General features: G+C 52.8%; 20 protein-coding genes and 1 other annotated feature. Of the genes, 10 read left to right on the plus strand and 10 right to left on the minus strand.

Annotated elements, in window-relative coordinates; all coding sequences use genetic code 11:
• The first annotated feature begins 2 nt into the window (after positions 1 to 2).
• Positions 3 to 287, plus strand: a complete 285-nt coding sequence (locus ACFO4U_RS08050; protein ID WP_214690535.1) for a hypothetical protein — start codon at positions 3 to 5, stop codon at positions 285 to 287.
• Between the two features lie 35 nt (positions 288 to 322).
• A complete protein-coding gene (locus ACFO4U_RS08055; protein WP_215243685.1) occupies positions 323 to 589 on the plus strand; it encodes a hypothetical protein in 267 nt (88 codons plus the stop codon).
• Between the two features lie 49 nt (positions 590 to 638).
• Positions 639 to 870, plus strand: a binding site (T-box leader).
• On the opposite strand, the gene ACFO4U_RS08060 is transcribed toward ACFO4U_RS08055, so the two are convergent.
• Positions 867 to 1445, minus strand: a complete 579-nt coding sequence (locus ACFO4U_RS08060) for a DUF3885 domain-containing protein (RefSeq protein WP_215243684.1) — start codon at positions 1443 to 1445, stop codon at positions 867 to 869. (Overlaps the previous feature by 4 nt.)
• Positions 1446 to 1489: 44 nt before the next feature.
• On the opposite strand from ACFO4U_RS08060, the gene trpE reads away from it, so the two are divergent.
• Both trpE and ACFO4U_RS08070 read left to right on the plus strand, forming a co-directional pair.
• On the plus strand, positions 1490 to 2821 hold the full coding sequence (gene trpE, locus ACFO4U_RS08065) for an anthranilate synthase component I (protein ID WP_215243683.1): 1332 nt from the start codon (positions 1490 to 1492) through the stop codon (positions 2819 to 2821).
• Positions 2818 to 3393 carry an anthranilate synthase component II gene (locus ACFO4U_RS08070; RefSeq protein ID WP_215243682.1) on the plus strand — a complete coding sequence of 192 codons (576 nt, stop codon included), beginning with the start codon at positions 2818 to 2820 and terminating at the stop codon, positions 3391 to 3393. Before trpE ends, ACFO4U_RS08070 begins: the two co-directional genes overlap by 4 nt.
• 3 nt (positions 3394 to 3396) lie before the next feature.
• Here the strand turns inward: ACFO4U_RS08070 and ACFO4U_RS08075 are convergent, their stop codons facing one another.
• From ACFO4U_RS08075 to ACFO4U_RS08110, 8 genes are all read right to left on the minus strand, one after another.
• Positions 3397 to 4092 carry a ferredoxin--NADP reductase gene (locus ACFO4U_RS08075; protein ID WP_215243681.1) on the minus strand — a complete coding sequence of 232 codons (696 nt, stop codon included), beginning with the start codon at positions 4090 to 4092 and terminating at the stop codon, positions 3397 to 3399.
• Between the two features lie 17 nt (positions 4093 to 4109).
• Positions 4110 to 4862, minus strand: coding sequence for an iron ABC transporter ATP-binding protein (locus tag ACFO4U_RS08080; RefSeq protein WP_031422518.1), 753 nt, complete (start codon positions 4860 to 4862; stop codon positions 4110 to 4112).
• Positions 4859 to 5917 carry an iron chelate uptake ABC transporter family permease subunit gene (locus tag ACFO4U_RS08085; protein WP_047794929.1) on the minus strand — a complete coding sequence of 353 codons (1059 nt, stop codon included), beginning with the start codon at positions 5915 to 5917 and terminating at the stop codon, positions 4859 to 4861. The genes ACFO4U_RS08080 and ACFO4U_RS08085 overlap by 4 nt, the downstream gene beginning before the upstream one ends.
• A complete protein-coding gene (locus ACFO4U_RS08090; protein ID WP_031422514.1) occupies positions 5914 to 6918 on the minus strand; it encodes an ABC transporter permease in 1005 nt (334 codons plus the stop codon). The genes ACFO4U_RS08085 and ACFO4U_RS08090 overlap by 4 nt, the downstream gene beginning before the upstream one ends.
• Before the next feature lie 9 nt (positions 6919 to 6927).
• Positions 6928 to 7938 (minus strand): siderophore ABC transporter substrate-binding protein, encoded by a 1011-nt coding sequence (locus ACFO4U_RS08095; RefSeq protein ID WP_215243680.1) that lies wholly within the window; start codon positions 7936 to 7938, stop codon positions 6928 to 6930.
• A gap of 233 nt (positions 7939 to 8171) precedes the next feature.
• On the minus strand, positions 8172 to 8390 hold the full coding sequence (locus tag ACFO4U_RS08100; RefSeq protein WP_215243679.1) for a hypothetical protein: 219 nt from the start codon (positions 8388 to 8390) through the stop codon (positions 8172 to 8174).
• 5 nt (positions 8391 to 8395) lie between these two features.
• Complete coding sequence (locus ACFO4U_RS08105; protein WP_215243678.1) at positions 8396 to 8683, minus strand: hypothetical protein; 288 nt, start codon at positions 8681 to 8683, stop codon at positions 8396 to 8398.
• Positions 8680 to 9246, minus strand: a complete 567-nt coding sequence (locus ACFO4U_RS08110; RefSeq protein WP_215243677.1) for a zinc dependent phospholipase C family protein — start codon at positions 9244 to 9246, stop codon at positions 8680 to 8682. Before ACFO4U_RS08110 ends, ACFO4U_RS08105 begins: the two co-directional genes overlap by 4 nt.
• A 116-nt stretch (positions 9247 to 9362) precedes the next feature.
• On the opposite strand from ACFO4U_RS08110, the gene ACFO4U_RS08115 reads away from it, so the two are divergent.
• From ACFO4U_RS08115 to ACFO4U_RS08140, 6 genes are all read left to right on the plus strand, one after another.
• Complete coding sequence (locus ACFO4U_RS08115) at positions 9363 to 9890, plus strand: TetR/AcrR family transcriptional regulator (protein WP_211782354.1); 528 nt, start codon at positions 9363 to 9365, stop codon at positions 9888 to 9890.
• Between the two features lies 1 nt (position 9891).
• Positions 9892 to 10200, plus strand: coding sequence for a DMT family transporter (locus ACFO4U_RS08120; protein ID WP_074036309.1), 309 nt, complete (start codon positions 9892 to 9894; stop codon positions 10198 to 10200).
• Positions 10201 to 10211: 11 nt separating this feature from the next.
• On the plus strand, positions 10212 to 10544 hold the full coding sequence (locus tag ACFO4U_RS08125; RefSeq protein ID WP_211782353.1) for a DMT family transporter: 333 nt from the start codon (positions 10212 to 10214) through the stop codon (positions 10542 to 10544).
• On the plus strand, positions 10541 to 10900 hold the full coding sequence (locus tag ACFO4U_RS08130) for a nuclear transport factor 2 family protein (protein ID WP_215243676.1): 360 nt from the start codon (positions 10541 to 10543) through the stop codon (positions 10898 to 10900). Before ACFO4U_RS08125 ends, ACFO4U_RS08130 begins: the two co-directional genes overlap by 4 nt.
• A 69-nt stretch (positions 10901 to 10969) precedes the next feature.
• Positions 10970 to 11569 (plus strand): short chain dehydrogenase, encoded by a 600-nt coding sequence (locus ACFO4U_RS08135; protein WP_215243675.1) that lies wholly within the window; start codon positions 10970 to 10972, stop codon positions 11567 to 11569.
• 118 nt (positions 11570 to 11687) lie between these two features.
• A complete protein-coding gene (locus ACFO4U_RS08140; protein ID WP_047794923.1) occupies positions 11688 to 12152 on the plus strand; it encodes a hypothetical protein in 465 nt (154 codons plus the stop codon).
• Between the two features lie 41 nt (positions 12153 to 12193).
• Here the strand turns inward: ACFO4U_RS08140 and ACFO4U_RS08145 are convergent, their stop codons facing one another.
• Positions 12194 to 12556, minus strand: coding sequence for a VOC family protein (locus ACFO4U_RS08145; RefSeq protein WP_215243674.1), 363 nt, complete (start codon positions 12554 to 12556; stop codon positions 12194 to 12196).
• Position 12557 lies beyond the last annotated feature (1 nt).

Here is a 12557-nt window from a genome sequence, read left to right on the forward strand (position 1 = left end):
CCATGTTTCAATATATCGACCCGTTCTTATGGCAACTCGTGATCGTCCCGTTTCTCACCATCGGTGGTGGTGTCGTGGTCGCCATGATCATGAAACGGGTTTGGGTCGGCCCTGTGGTGACGTTCTTGTTGAACGCCATCATCGAATTGACGTACTTTGCCGTCTATTATGACCACAGTCCGTTCGATGTCAGCCATCTCAGTTCGTGGAATGTCATCTTCCCGCTGATTTCGCTCTTGTTCTCGTTCATCTTCGTCGGATTGTTGAAAACAAAAAAATCTGCCTGATGTGTCGTGATTACTCGTTATAAGGAGGACTCTCCATGTTTCACTATATCGATCCGTTCCTATGGCAACTCGTGATCGTTCCAACGTTTACGATCGGACTAGGGGTCGCCATCGCATTGCACTTGAAGCGCTTGTCTATCGCTCCCTTGATCACGCTCTTCGCCTACTTGGGCATGGAGTGGTTTATGTATCGGGGCATCCTCTTCTTCTTTACGAAGTGGTGGCTCCTTCCCCTTTTGGCATTGGGGATCACGTTCACGTTCATCGGGAAACGTCAGGTGGGGCACGCTTCGGTCAAATGATGCTTGACAATGCATCTTTATCCCGTTAAAGTAACGATAACATTCATACGAACTCGCGATGAGAAAGAAGAGTAGCGCGAAGGGACGTCTTCAGAAAGCCGGTGGTCGATGCGAACCGGTGTCGTGCCTTGCGTGAATGGGCTTTTGAGCGTTCAGACCGACATGTAGGCTCTGACGGGTCCTCCCGTTATCGGGGACAGCGAATGATGGTTCGCGATGAGTGGGAAGACAAGGCGTCTTTCAACGAAGGTGGCAACACGGGGAATCTCCTCGTCCTTCATGTCCAATTGGGCATGCGGGACGAGGAGATTTTTTGTTTGAGCGATTGGAGGTGGGCTGGTGACGTACCACGGATATATGCACCGCGGTCATCGTATACGAACAAGACGTGACCCTCTCGTTCGTGGATGAACTGAACGAACGGATACGTTGTGAACTCTCCGTTCAAACGAGGCTTTGATTTTGTATAAAAATCTTGATAACAAATCGCCTCGAGGAGTGGTCGCACACGGATTTCGGACTTGTCTGCTACCGGCACGGTGAACATCCATAACGGTTCGTCCTCGAATGTGCACGATGTGGCGGCCGTCTTGAAGCGCACCGATTTGTCTCGGATATAACGGAACAAGAGGGTCGGTTTGACGGGCTGTCCATATACATGCCAAACGATCCGGATGGGGTCGCCCTCTTCGAACAACGCATCAAACAATTGCTGGGCATGACGAACGACTGCCTCAAAATATTCAAGATTCAGTTCATAGGATTTGATATCAACGTAAGGTGACAGCGTGTCCTCGAGTTCGATGTGCTCGGTCAACGCTTCACCTGAAAATTGGTCAGGTCGTAAGACTGACATCGGCATATCCCCTTTCTATTACCCATTATAAGGAGGTTCTTTCAATGCAACAACGGATCATCAATGGTGACGAACTCACACCGGTGGCAATCTTCCACCGACTACAAGGTGAACGAAAGGTATTACTCGAAAGTCGCGCGGAAGGCAAGCACGGTCGCTACTCCATCATCGCGGCGAACCCGGTCGAGACGATCCGAGTCGATGGGAACGACGTGACAGATGCAACGGGGACAATCTATGCAGACGACCCGCTCCATGCCTTATCCGAACGCATCATACGTGACGACTTCACTGCCCCATACCCGTTCATAGGCGGTGCCGTCGGCTATATCGGCTATGATTTGCTTCGGGTGTATGAACCGATCCCGAACACGCCGACCGTGACGCGTGATTTGCCGGACGCCCTCTTCCAACGCTATGAGACGGTCGTCTTATACGACCACCTCGAGGAACAGGTCATCTTGATCGATACGAGCGAGACGGATGCGACGATGCGACTCGAGTCCATCCAGGAACAGCTCGAGACTCCGGAGACGCACGCCCTCGAACCGGTCGTCCGGACGAGCGAGCGCATCTTGACGCCGAAGGACGAATTCATCGACCGTGTGCTCCAGGCGAAAGAGGCAATCCTTGCGGGCGAGGTGTTCCAACTCGTCTTGTCGCAACGAATCGACGCGACGTTCACCGGGGACCCGTTCCACTTTTACCGGACGCTGCGGAAACAAAATCCGAGTCCGTACTTGTTCTACATCGACCTCGGGGAAGCGATCGTCCTCGGTGCTTCTCCTGAAAGTCTCGTCCGGGTCGAGAACGGCAAAGTGACGACGAACCCGATCGCCGGGACACGCCCTCGTGGGAAGACCGTCGAGGAAGACATGCGTCACGCGGAGTCACTCCTTCAAGACGAGAAAGAACTCGCCGAGCATCGGATGCTCCTCGACCTCGGACGGAACGATATCGGACGGGTCGCCAAAGTCGGCACGGTCACCATCCCGAAACACATCGAGCTCGAACGATTCAAGAACGTGATGCATCTCGTCTCCGAAGTCGAAGGGGATTTACGTGACGATGTGACCCCGATCGATGCGCTCCGAGCCTGTCTTCCAGCCGGGACCGTCTCCGGAGCTCCAAAGATTCGGGCGATGCAGTTGATTGACGAGCTCGAGACGGTGAAACGAGAAGTCTACGCCGGGGCGGTCGGGTATCTCGACGTCCGGGGCGGATTCGACTTCGCCCTTGCCATCCGGACGATGGTCGTCCAAGGTGACACGGCCCACGTCCAAGCCGGCGCCGGCATCGTCTATGACTCAGACCCGGTATCGGAATATGAAGAAACGCTGCATAAAGCCAAATCCCTTTTGGAGGTGTTCGCATGATTCTCCTCATCGACAACTACGATTCGTTCACGTATAACGTCTATCAAGACGTCGCTCGCTTCAGTGACGTCTGCGTCATCCGGAACGATGAACATGGTATAGAAGAAATCCGTCGCATGAACCCGAGTGGCATCATCCTTTCCCCTGGTCCCGGTGGTCCACAAGACGCGGGTGTCTCGCTCGCGGTCGTGCGACAATTGTCCGGTTACATCCCGATTCTCGGGGTCTGTCTCGGTCATCAGGTCATCGCCGAGGCGTTCGGCGGGATCGTCGGTCGGGCGAACGAGGTGATGCATGGGAAAGTCTCACGGATCAATACGGTGCCAGGCGTCCTTTTCGAAGGATTGTCGATGGACGTCATGCGCTATCACTCGCTCGTCGTACAAGAGACCGAACTGACCGTCACGGCCGAGACGACAGACGGTGTCATCATGGCACTCGAACACCCGACCCATCCGACGTACGGTGTCCAGTTCCATCCCGAGTCGATCGGGACCCCGGATGGACGTGGGATCTTCGAACGATTCGTCAAGTTGTGCACGAAAAAACCGGGGCACGTGTCCCCGGTTTGAGTATCAACCTAAAAAGTCTTCTCGTTGAAAATCATGCTTGTCGATCTTGATGTTGTCACATGCCACCCCGTTCGACCGGAGCACCTGAATCGTTTCACGCAACAGCTCATCACTACCAACGATATAGAACAAGGCGTCCTTGTCGGATGCCATCATCTCCACGCGTTCGTAGTAGTCTTTCCGACTCGGGACGAATTCTGACGTGAAGTGCTCGTTCGATTCGAAGACGTCACCGAACAGATACGCCTTCGACGAATCGACGTTCAACGAATGGAGATGCGGAACACCTTCCCCGTTCGCCAAGTACTCGAGGACGACCGGACGGAATGTCGCGAGTCCGACACCCGCCGATAAGAGGTAGACGTTCTTCCCACTCCGTTCGAGTGGGACGTTCGAATGTGTCTTGAACAAGGCGACCTTATCCCCCGGTACCATGTCACGAAGGATCGATTTGAACGTCGAGCATTCGGTCTTGATTCGGGTCGTGATCCCGATCGCTCCTTCGTGCGGCAATGTCGAGATCGACATATGGCGGACGAGACTTCGGTCCGGCTTGTCCCCAGCGTTGAACCCTTCGAGCGCGAGATGCGTATGCGCCCCTTCCTGCCACGTGAACTCAGGTGGCAAGGCGAGATGGAACGTGTATGTATCCGGTGCCTCGGCCACGACTTTGGTGATTGGTGTCCAGTCAATTTTCATGTGAATTCTCCTTTTCGTTAATACACCGCAATCGGCCCATACGGCCCTTCGATGATTTCCAGTTTCGTCTCAAAAATTTCGGATAAAATCTTCGCGTCCATGATCTCATCGACCGTTCCAAACGCAGCGATCTGTCCGTCTTTCATCGCACAGATGCGATCCGAGTATTTCGCCGCGAAATTGATGTCGTGGAGCACTGTGACGATTGTCCGTCCGAACTCGTCGGCGACGTGGCGTAAATACTCCATCATCTGTACCGAACGAGCGATGTCCAAGTTGTTGAGCGGTTCATCGAGGAGGACGTATTCCGTCTCCTGACAGAGCACCATGGCCACATAGGCACGCTGCCTTTGTCCTCCTGAGAGCTCGTCGAGATAGCGGTTCTCAAGCGCGGTCAAGTCGAGGAAGTCGATATATTTCGAGATGATGGCCTCGTCCTCTTTCGTGAGGCGCCCTTTCGAGTAAGGGAAACGCCCGAATCCGGCGAGTTGTCGGACCGTGAGCCTTGTCACGAAGTGGTTCTCTTGGCGCAGGATGGTGATGATTTTCGCCAAGTCTTTCGACTTCGTGCTCGACACGTCCATGCCGGCGACTTGGATCTGTCCCTCGTCTAAGTTGAGCAATCGTCCAATCATCATGAGCGTCGTCGATTTGCCCGCTCCGTTGGGTCCAATCAATGAAGTGAATCCGGCTTTCGGGATATCGAGCGTGAGCGGTCCAATGTGGACATCGTCTGTATACGATTTTTTGACTTGTTCGATTTGAATCATAGCGACCTCTTCCTTAGAATGACGGCCAAGAAGATGAGTCCGCCGAACAGTTCGATGATGACGGAGACGACACTTGGCGTCTGGAATATGTGATACATAAAGAAATATGCACTCGTCAGGACGAAGAACCCTAGGGCGAACGCCATCGGAAAGACGTACTTATGGTCATACGTCGAGGCGACCTGATAGCTGAGCGTCGCGACTAAGAATCCGAAGAACGTGAGCGGTCCGATGAGCGCAGTCGAGACGGACATGAGGAGTGAGATCAGGACGAGCGTGTAAATGACGCTCCTCCGATGGTTCACCCCGAACGTCGTCGCGACGTCCTTACCGAGTGCGACGATATTCAATCGATTCGAGAACAGGAACAAGAGTGTCCCGGCGATGACGACGATCGGGATGACGATGGGAAAGTACGCCACGTCGGCATTCGTCACCGAACCGAACAGTCGTGCCTGCAGGATATCGAACTCGGACGGGGCGAGCATACGGCGCATGAACGATGACACCGAGTTCAGACCCGTCCCGATGATGATCCCGATGAGCAGCATGAGCTGCAGGTTGGCGTATTTCCCTGACAAGAGCCATCCGTAAAGGAGGAGACTCATCGTCACCATGAGGCCGACCTGTGTCAAAAAGGCGCTTGTCCCCGAGAAGCCGATCAACGCCCCGGCCCCGAAGAAGAACACCATGCTCGTCTGAATCGTCGAATAGAGCGCGTCAAATCCAAGCAGCGATGGCGTGATGATGCGGTTGTTCGTCACGGAGTGGAATGCGACCGTCGCAAGACTTTGACAGAGTGCCGCAATCAACATCGTGACGATGGCGACGATTCGCCGTTCCACGACCGGCACGAATGACGGAGAGTCCATCGGGACCGGATTGTTATAAAGGAGAAGCCCGAGCGCACACAACAGTCCGCCGAGAATGAAGGCACTTAAGAAGAGCCAATAGCGTCTGCTCGCCCGTTTCGATTGAAACGCTGAAGCATGACGTTCTTCTCTCAATTCCCCGATTGATACTTCGACACCGTCTCGTTCCATGACCGTACTCATCGAACCCCTCCCTTCTTCCGTTGTCGCATCAAGATCATGATGAAGACGATTGCCCCGACCGTCCCGAGAATCAGTGAGACCGGGAGTTCGAACGGCATGATGATTGTCCGTGAAATCAAGTCACTGACGAGAATCGCACCCATCCCGACAAGACAGACCCATGGAAGGTTGCTGCGCAAATCATCCCCGCGGAACATCGAGACGAGGTTCGGGACGATGAGTCCAAGGAACGGTAAATTCCCGATGACCGTCGCCACGACACCGACCGATAAGGCGATGAGCCCCGTCGCCATCATCATGAGCTGGTTATAGTTCACGCCGAGACTCGTCGCGATGTCTTCACCTAACCCCGCGAGCGTCAAGCGATTCGCCAGTAAGAAGATGAGTACCGTCACGACGATGATGACCCATAGATACTCGTAGCGCCCGATTTGCACCGAGGCGAACGAACCGACGAACCAGCCCTCGATCGCCTGGCTTGCTCGGAAGAATAGACCGAGGAACGTCGAGATGGCGGAGATGACCGCCCCTAACATGAGCCCGATGATTGGCACGATGAGCGATGAACGAAGTTTGACCGAACGTAAGAACCAGAAGAAGACCATCGTCCCGATAAACGAGAAGACGATCGCCCCGGTCATCCGCATCATGAGGCTCGGTGCCGGTACAAGTAAGTAAACGGTGAGCAGTCCGAGTCCCGCCCATTCGAGCGTCCCCGTCGTCGTCGGTTCGACGAGTCGGTTTTGCGTGATGAGCTGCATGACGAGCCCCGCCATCGCCATCGCCGCACCCGTCAGCATGAGGGCGACCGTCCGTGGGACTCGGGTGATCCAAAACATATCGAAGCCGTCTGTCCGTGACAGATCGTACACCCCGGTAAAGAGCGACAGCACCGCCAAACCGAGGACGATGATCACGGTGAACACGAACGACTTCGTCCACAATCTAGAAAAGGAGGGCTGAGACATCGTCTCAACCCTGGCTGTCAATGGTTTTTGCATGACGGAACCTTACTTCGCGAGCGCTTCCGTGACACTGTTGAAGAATTCCGCGTACGTTTGAATCGATTCGTTCAAGTACGTGTCTTTCGGTGCATAGACGATTTGCTCTTTCGACACAGCCGTCGTCTTTTGAAGCGCCGGTGCGTTGTCGATTACGTCTTCTGCTGGTACTGCGCCTTCTGCGTCACCGAGTGGTGCGTCACGGTCGAGAACGAACAACCAGTCTGGGTTGCTTTCTGCGATGGCTTCGACGGATACTTCGTCACCTTCGTGGTCACCTGTCTTCTTCTCGACTTCAAGGGCCGGGACCCATCCGAAGATGTCGTACATCGGTCCGAACACGCGTCCCGTTACCGGTGCTGAGAACCCGATGTCTCCACCCGATACGATGACCGACATGATTGTATCTTTTCCGTTGTATGCCGCTTTCGCGTCTTCGATCGACTTGTCGAGGTCAGCGACGATGGCTTCAGCTTCTGTGTTTTTGTCAAAGATTTTTCCGAGTGTGAGCGTCGTGTCTGTCAATCCTTTGACTAAAATCTCACCCGGTGTACCTGAGTCTTCTGGGATCTCGATGTTCAAATCGATGACCGCTGCTTCTGGAACCAACTTTTTAATGTCCTCGTAGTAATCTGCGAAACGTTGACCGACGATGACGACGTCCGGGTCAACTCCTGCAATCGCCTCTAAGTTCGGCTCGAAGTGCATGCCGACGTCCACGATGTCTTTGTCTGATGCATATGGCGACTCTGCTGGAAGGAGTCCGATTGGTGCCGCCACCAAGTCGATGTCCCATGCTGCCAATGTTTCAAACGTCCGGTTATCAAGGGCGACGACCTTCTCCGGGTTGACCGGTACCTCGATTGCGCCATGTGCGTCTGTAATTTCGACCGTCTCTGTCTTTGTTGCGCCGTCGACGTTTTCTTCTTTCTTCGTCTCACTCGTTCCGCCACATGCGGCGAGTACGAAGACGAGCAACGTCAACATGAGTGAAATCTTGAATTTCCCCACTTCATCCATCTCCTCTGTATGTAAGTTTCAATGATCCTCGCACCAAAAAACGAGCCACGTTGGTTATGTATGTCTATTCTCGTGTTCTCGTTATTATTGATAATGATTATCATTGTCGTTTTCATCAAGTAGCATAACAAACAAAATGTGGATACGCAATGTCAATTTGACAAGATTCGGATAGGAAAATTTTTCTTTCTATAGATGCACGCACAAAAAAAGAAAGTGGGAAATCCACTTTCTCAAACGAAGTAATAGATTATGCCATCCGTAAAATAATCGAGAGCCTCAAGTAACGTGAAAAAGATAGAGACGATCAAATAGATGATTCGTTCATCGCGTTCCAAGCGTCTCCAAATAAACAATAAGATAATCAATCCGATTGGTCCGAAAATCAGACAACCAATCAAAAATGGGACTGTCTGCGCCACAAAAGGTAATTTTTTCTCGTTCTCAGTCATTCAACTCATGCCTCCGAGATCCCGTTCGCCAACAGCAATAAGAAAATCCAAATCGACAACGGGATCATCAATCCGATTGTCGCAAGAAGTGTGTACATTTTTATGATTCGATCCTTCATGAACAGTCCCCAAATCAACGTGGCGAACAAGGCGATGTCAATCGCGAGATAAACCCAAATGACCGTCATCAATTCGAGATTCGGGAATACCCGACCGTTCAAGGTGAAGAAGGTGATCACCGTCAATAGGAAGAGACCGAGCGTGGCGTAGAGTGATGCGTATCGCCTCTTCATACGAGCATCGCCCGCTTCCGTTTGACCATCTCGAGGCAACGGCGGACACACGTATCGACATAGCCATCCAATTGATTAGGGAGGAACATCGTGTATGTCCCCTCCTCCGTCATCGCCGCGTCCCGCTCGACTTTCTCGACCAGTTCAACGAGCTCTGGATTTCCTTTCAAGCGTTCAAAATCGAACGTCCCGAGGCGTTCCGACAGCCGAGCATTGTACGCATCAAAGTCCGCATAATAGGCCGCCTGTTTTGACGGGTCCTGGGTGATGAGCTCTTTCAACCAACCTTTATAGAATCCCTGCAACCAGATCTCATCCGCGACGAGATGCGCGTAATAGCCGAGTCGATACGAGAAGTCTTCCTCCTTGCTGTCAATCCAATATTGGGACAAATCCAAGCGACGAGATAAATCATCATGGCGTCCTGCGTAGTAATGGGATGCCTCTTTTTCTGTCGTTGCATCCGGTGCGAGACTTCCAAGCAAAAATGCGACCTCATCCACCTCCGACAACGCTGGTAACATCTCATTCGCGATGACGAGATGCATCAAATGTGAACCCATGTCACGCCCCCCTTTTCCCTGATTATTCCATCAACGTTCTATCTCGACAACCCCTCGCAAATTTTGATAGACTAACTTTACTGAACGGTCAGTAAAGTAAAGAGAGGTGTGATGGGATGAGTAAAAAACAATTGTTGCTACAGACTGCCGCCCAGATGATTCGAGAAGACGGGATCAGTCAGTTGTCGCTCGAACGATTGGCGACGAAAGCAGGAATCACGAAAGCCGGGGTCCTCTATCATTTCGACAATAAGGCCAACTTATTGCGACAGATGAACGAATTCGCCATCGAGACGTTCGAGAAACGAATCACCGCCCATCTATCGGACGGTACATATTCGTTTACCCGTGCCTATGCACTGGCGACATTGGATGATGTCGATCACGGAGATATGGACCTCGTCGCCGTCTTTATCTCCTCGCAAGAAGATGCGACGAGCGAGTCGATTTGGAGTGACGTGTCGACCGGTTGGGACGAGCGTTTCGCTGTCGACGGGCCGGACCAGGATGCGATTTTAAAACTTCGCCTTCTCTGTGACGGCTTTTGGTTCGCTGTCTTGTATGGGTATAGCGAATCGTTCAAGGACCGTGCGGCGACACTCATTCGGGAAGCATGTGACGAGTTGCTTCAAGGAGGGTTGTAATATGGGATTCATCTATTTGATCGGGGCCATCGCCTCGGAACTGTTCGGGTCGAGCATGTTGAAAGTGAACGCCACCTCGACGAGCCGTCTCCCAATTCTCGGGGTCGCCTTCGGTTATGGGACGGCGTTTTATCTCTTATCACTTGCCCTCTTCACCATCCCGCTCAGCTTCGCGTATGCGTTTTGGAGCGGGGTCGGGACGGCACTCACGGCAGTGATCGGGTTCGTCGTCTTTCGGGAACAAATCAGTCGTCAAAAAATTGCAGGGATTGGGCTCGTCATCATCGGGCTCGTCTTGATGAAAGTGTGAGGTGAATCGGAATGCAAGCCTATCTTTTACTCTTCTTTTCTATCGGATTTGAGGTACTCGGGACATCGATGTTGAAACTGTCGGATGGATTCACAAATCTCGTTCCGAGCGCCATTCTGTTGGTTAGTTTCGCTGCGTCGTTCACCCTCATGGGCATCGTGTTGAAGACGATTCCGCTCAGTATCGCCTATAGCATCTGGGCCGGACTCGGGACCGTGGCGACAGGACTCATCGGGGTGTTTGTTTACGGGGAAGTTCTTTCGGCGTTGAACGGAATCGGTCTCTTGTTGATCGTCCTCGGCGTCATCGTGATGAATCAACGAAGAGAGGAAGTCGTGACATGAACGAGTTGGCAAATCACCTTCAAACACTAGAAGAAGCGTTATTGACGACGGAGGTCAGGCAGTCGACGGAGCGATTGCGTGAACTGTTGACCGACGACTTCTTTGAAATCGGTAGCTCGGGACGGTTGCTGTATCAAGATTGGGATCAGACGACACTCCAGCTTGACCCGATTGAGGCTGTGTTATCCGAATTCACGCTACATCCGTTGACGGAAGGTCACGTTTTGGTGACGTACCGTCTCGTTCAACCGGTATTGAATCGCGAAACACGCCGTAGCTCGATTTGGGTATTCGTGGACGGACGTTGGAAGATGCGATTCCATCAAGGCACGGTCGTTCCGCCAGAGGCAACTTGATTGCCGAACGTCCTCGCCATCCGCTACTCTGAAGTGGAATCCAAGCGTGACGAAAGGGGCAGTTTCTTTATGAAAATTTTACTCGTTGGGGCAAGCGGTACGGTCGGTCAGGCCGTCGCAAAAGAGTTGGAGAAAACACATACGATCATCCGGGCTGGACGTAACGGGGCGGACGTGCAAGTCGACCTCACTTCCGAAGACAGCATTCGCCACATGTATGAAACGGTCGGTCGGGTCGACGCGGTCATCAGTACGGCGGGTAGCACGCATTTCGGTCCGCTTTCCGAGATGACGCCGGCAGATAATCAGAAGAGTATCGACAGCAAGATTAAAGGACAAGTCAACCTCGTCCTTCTCGGACTCGATTATGTGAACGATGTTGGTAGCTTCACACTGACGAGTGGAATCTTGATGGACGACCCCATCAAAGAAGGCGCATCGGCGGCACTAGCGAACGGGGCCATCAAAGGATTTGTGACCGGTGCGGCGATTGAGATGCCACGGGGCATCCGCATCAACAACGTCAGTCCGAACGTCCTCGTCGAAGCACTCGATGCGTATGGTCCTTATTTCCGTGGTTACGCGGCGGTACCGGGTGAACGGGTTGCCCTCGCTTATGTGAAGAGCGTCGAAGGCGCGCAGACTGGACAGACGTACGAAGTGTATTAACCTCGAAGCATCTCTTCAAGAGGTGCTTTTTTCGTACCTTGCACTTTATTTTGTCTCCCTCGTCCGGAAGATTCCGCTATACTCGGGGCATCTTATGCCCGAGAAAGGTTGAAGTTTCATGAAAGACAAAACGTTTCGCGCCCTTTATCATATCCCTCCTTCTTTCGTCGAACACCCACTCCAAAAGCGCGTCCTTCAGGCGATTGGTCGTCCTCAGGAATCGATGGTCGAGGTCATCTTCCGCGTCGGTGGGTTCGGCACGTATGATGTGAGTACGATCACCTTTTTTGAGAGGGGCACCGTCCTTCGTCACATCGAGCGGTCCGACCGATCCATCACCGAGCCCTTTGAATTCGAATACTATGAGGGCGAGGAAGCGAAACAGATGCGTGTCGCGTTTCATCTGCTTGGAACGAATTGGTGGCCAACCGTCTTCGAAGAACTGGAAGGTGTTCGCACGCTAGATGGTACGCAGTGGAGCCTCAGCGTATACACGAACGGGACACTCATTCACGAGCATCATGGCAGTAACGCCTACCCGTCCGAATGGGAGCAAGTGACTCGCCTTTTTGGTATTTCTTGAAGAACGACAAAGGGAGCATCCGCTTTGGATGCTCCCTTTCGTCAGAGCTCTTGAATCATCTCGACCCGATTGCCGAACGGGTCTCTGAACTCGAACCGCTCGAATCCTGGAATCGGGATGCCTTCGGAGTAAGAAATCTCATTCTCTTGAAGCGCTTCCTTCCAATGAGCTAAATCCGTCACAGCGTACGCGATATGCGCTTTCGTCTTCTGTCGTTCCACATCGTCCTCTGCCCCGACATGAACGGAACGGTCGCCGACCTGAAGCCAAAATCCACCTCGTCCCTTCAATGAATCCGGCTTCTCGATTTCACGTAGACCGAGAAAATCGCAGTAAAATGCCTTCGCCTCTTGCTCCGCTCCAGTTGGAATCGTGATCTGGACGTGATGAATCCCTGTGATCATG

The sequence above is a fragment of the Exiguobacterium profundum genome (assembly GCF_042652865.1).
Lineage (GTDB): Bacteria > Bacillota > Bacilli > Exiguobacteriales > Exiguobacteriaceae > Exiguobacterium > Exiguobacterium profundum.

What these genes read in the sequence shown, in the direction of transcription:
- ACFO4U_RS08110 (WP_215243677.1), bottom strand. Translation starts at nt 9,246, where the DNA reads ATGGGTTCACATTTGATGCATCTCGTCATCGCGAATGAGATGTTACCA.
- ACFO4U_RS08120 (WP_074036309.1), top strand. Translation starts at nt 9,892, where the DNA reads ATGGGATTCATCTATTTGATCGGGGCCATCGCCTCGGAACTGTTCGGG.
- ACFO4U_RS08115 (WP_211782354.1), top strand. Translation starts at nt 9,363, where the DNA reads ATGAGTAAAAAACAATTGTTGCTACAGACTGCCGCCCAGATGATTCGA.
- ACFO4U_RS08090 (WP_031422514.1), bottom strand. Translation starts at nt 6,918, where the DNA reads ATGCAAAAACCATTGACAGCCAGGGTTGAGACGATGTCTCAGCCCTCC.
- ACFO4U_RS08105 (WP_215243678.1), bottom strand. Translation starts at nt 8,683, where the DNA reads ATGAAGAGGCGATACGCATCACTCTACGCCACGCTCGGTCTCTTCCTA.
- ACFO4U_RS08130 (WP_215243676.1), top strand. Translation starts at nt 10,541, where the DNA reads ATGAACGAGTTGGCAAATCACCTTCAAACACTAGAAGAAGCGTTATTG.
- ACFO4U_RS08080 (WP_031422518.1), bottom strand. Translation starts at nt 4,862, where the DNA reads ATGATTCAAATCGAACAAGTCAAAAAATCGTATACAGACGATGTCCAC.
- ACFO4U_RS08095 (WP_215243680.1), bottom strand. Translation starts at nt 7,938, where the DNA reads ATGGATGAAGTGGGGAAATTCAAGATTTCACTCATGTTGACGTTGCTC.
- ACFO4U_RS08060 (WP_215243684.1), bottom strand. Translation starts at nt 1,445, where the DNA reads ATGTCAGTCTTACGACCTGACCAATTTTCAGGTGAAGCGTTGACCGAG.
- ACFO4U_RS08055 (WP_215243685.1), top strand. Translation starts at nt 323, where the DNA reads ATGTTTCACTATATCGATCCGTTCCTATGGCAACTCGTGATCGTTCCA.
- ACFO4U_RS08070 (WP_215243682.1), top strand. Translation starts at nt 2,818, where the DNA reads ATGATTCTCCTCATCGACAACTACGATTCGTTCACGTATAACGTCTAT.
- ACFO4U_RS08100 (WP_215243679.1), bottom strand. Translation starts at nt 8,390, where the DNA reads ATGACTGAGAACGAGAAAAAATTACCTTTTGTGGCGCAGACAGTCCCA.
- trpE (WP_215243683.1), top strand. Translation starts at nt 1,490, where the DNA reads ATGCAACAACGGATCATCAATGGTGACGAACTCACACCGGTGGCAATC.
- ACFO4U_RS08145 (WP_215243674.1), bottom strand. Translation starts at nt 12,556, where the DNA reads ATGATCACAGGGATTCATCACGTCCAGATCACGATTCCAACTGGAGCG.
- ACFO4U_RS08140 (WP_047794923.1), top strand. Translation starts at nt 11,688, where the DNA reads ATGAAAGACAAAACGTTTCGCGCCCTTTATCATATCCCTCCTTCTTTC.
- ACFO4U_RS08075 (WP_215243681.1), bottom strand. Translation starts at nt 4,092, where the DNA reads ATGAAAATTGACTGGACACCAATCACCAAAGTCGTGGCCGAGGCACCG.
- ACFO4U_RS08085 (WP_047794929.1), bottom strand. Translation starts at nt 5,917, where the DNA reads ATGAGTACGGTCATGGAACGAGACGGTGTCGAAGTATCAATCGGGGAA.
- ACFO4U_RS08050 (WP_214690535.1), top strand. Translation starts at nt 3, where the DNA reads ATGTTTCAATATATCGACCCGTTCTTATGGCAACTCGTGATCGTCCCG.
- ACFO4U_RS08125 (WP_211782353.1), top strand. Translation starts at nt 10,212, where the DNA reads ATGCAAGCCTATCTTTTACTCTTCTTTTCTATCGGATTTGAGGTACTC.
- ACFO4U_RS08135 (WP_215243675.1), top strand. Translation starts at nt 10,970, where the DNA reads ATGAAAATTTTACTCGTTGGGGCAAGCGGTACGGTCGGTCAGGCCGTC.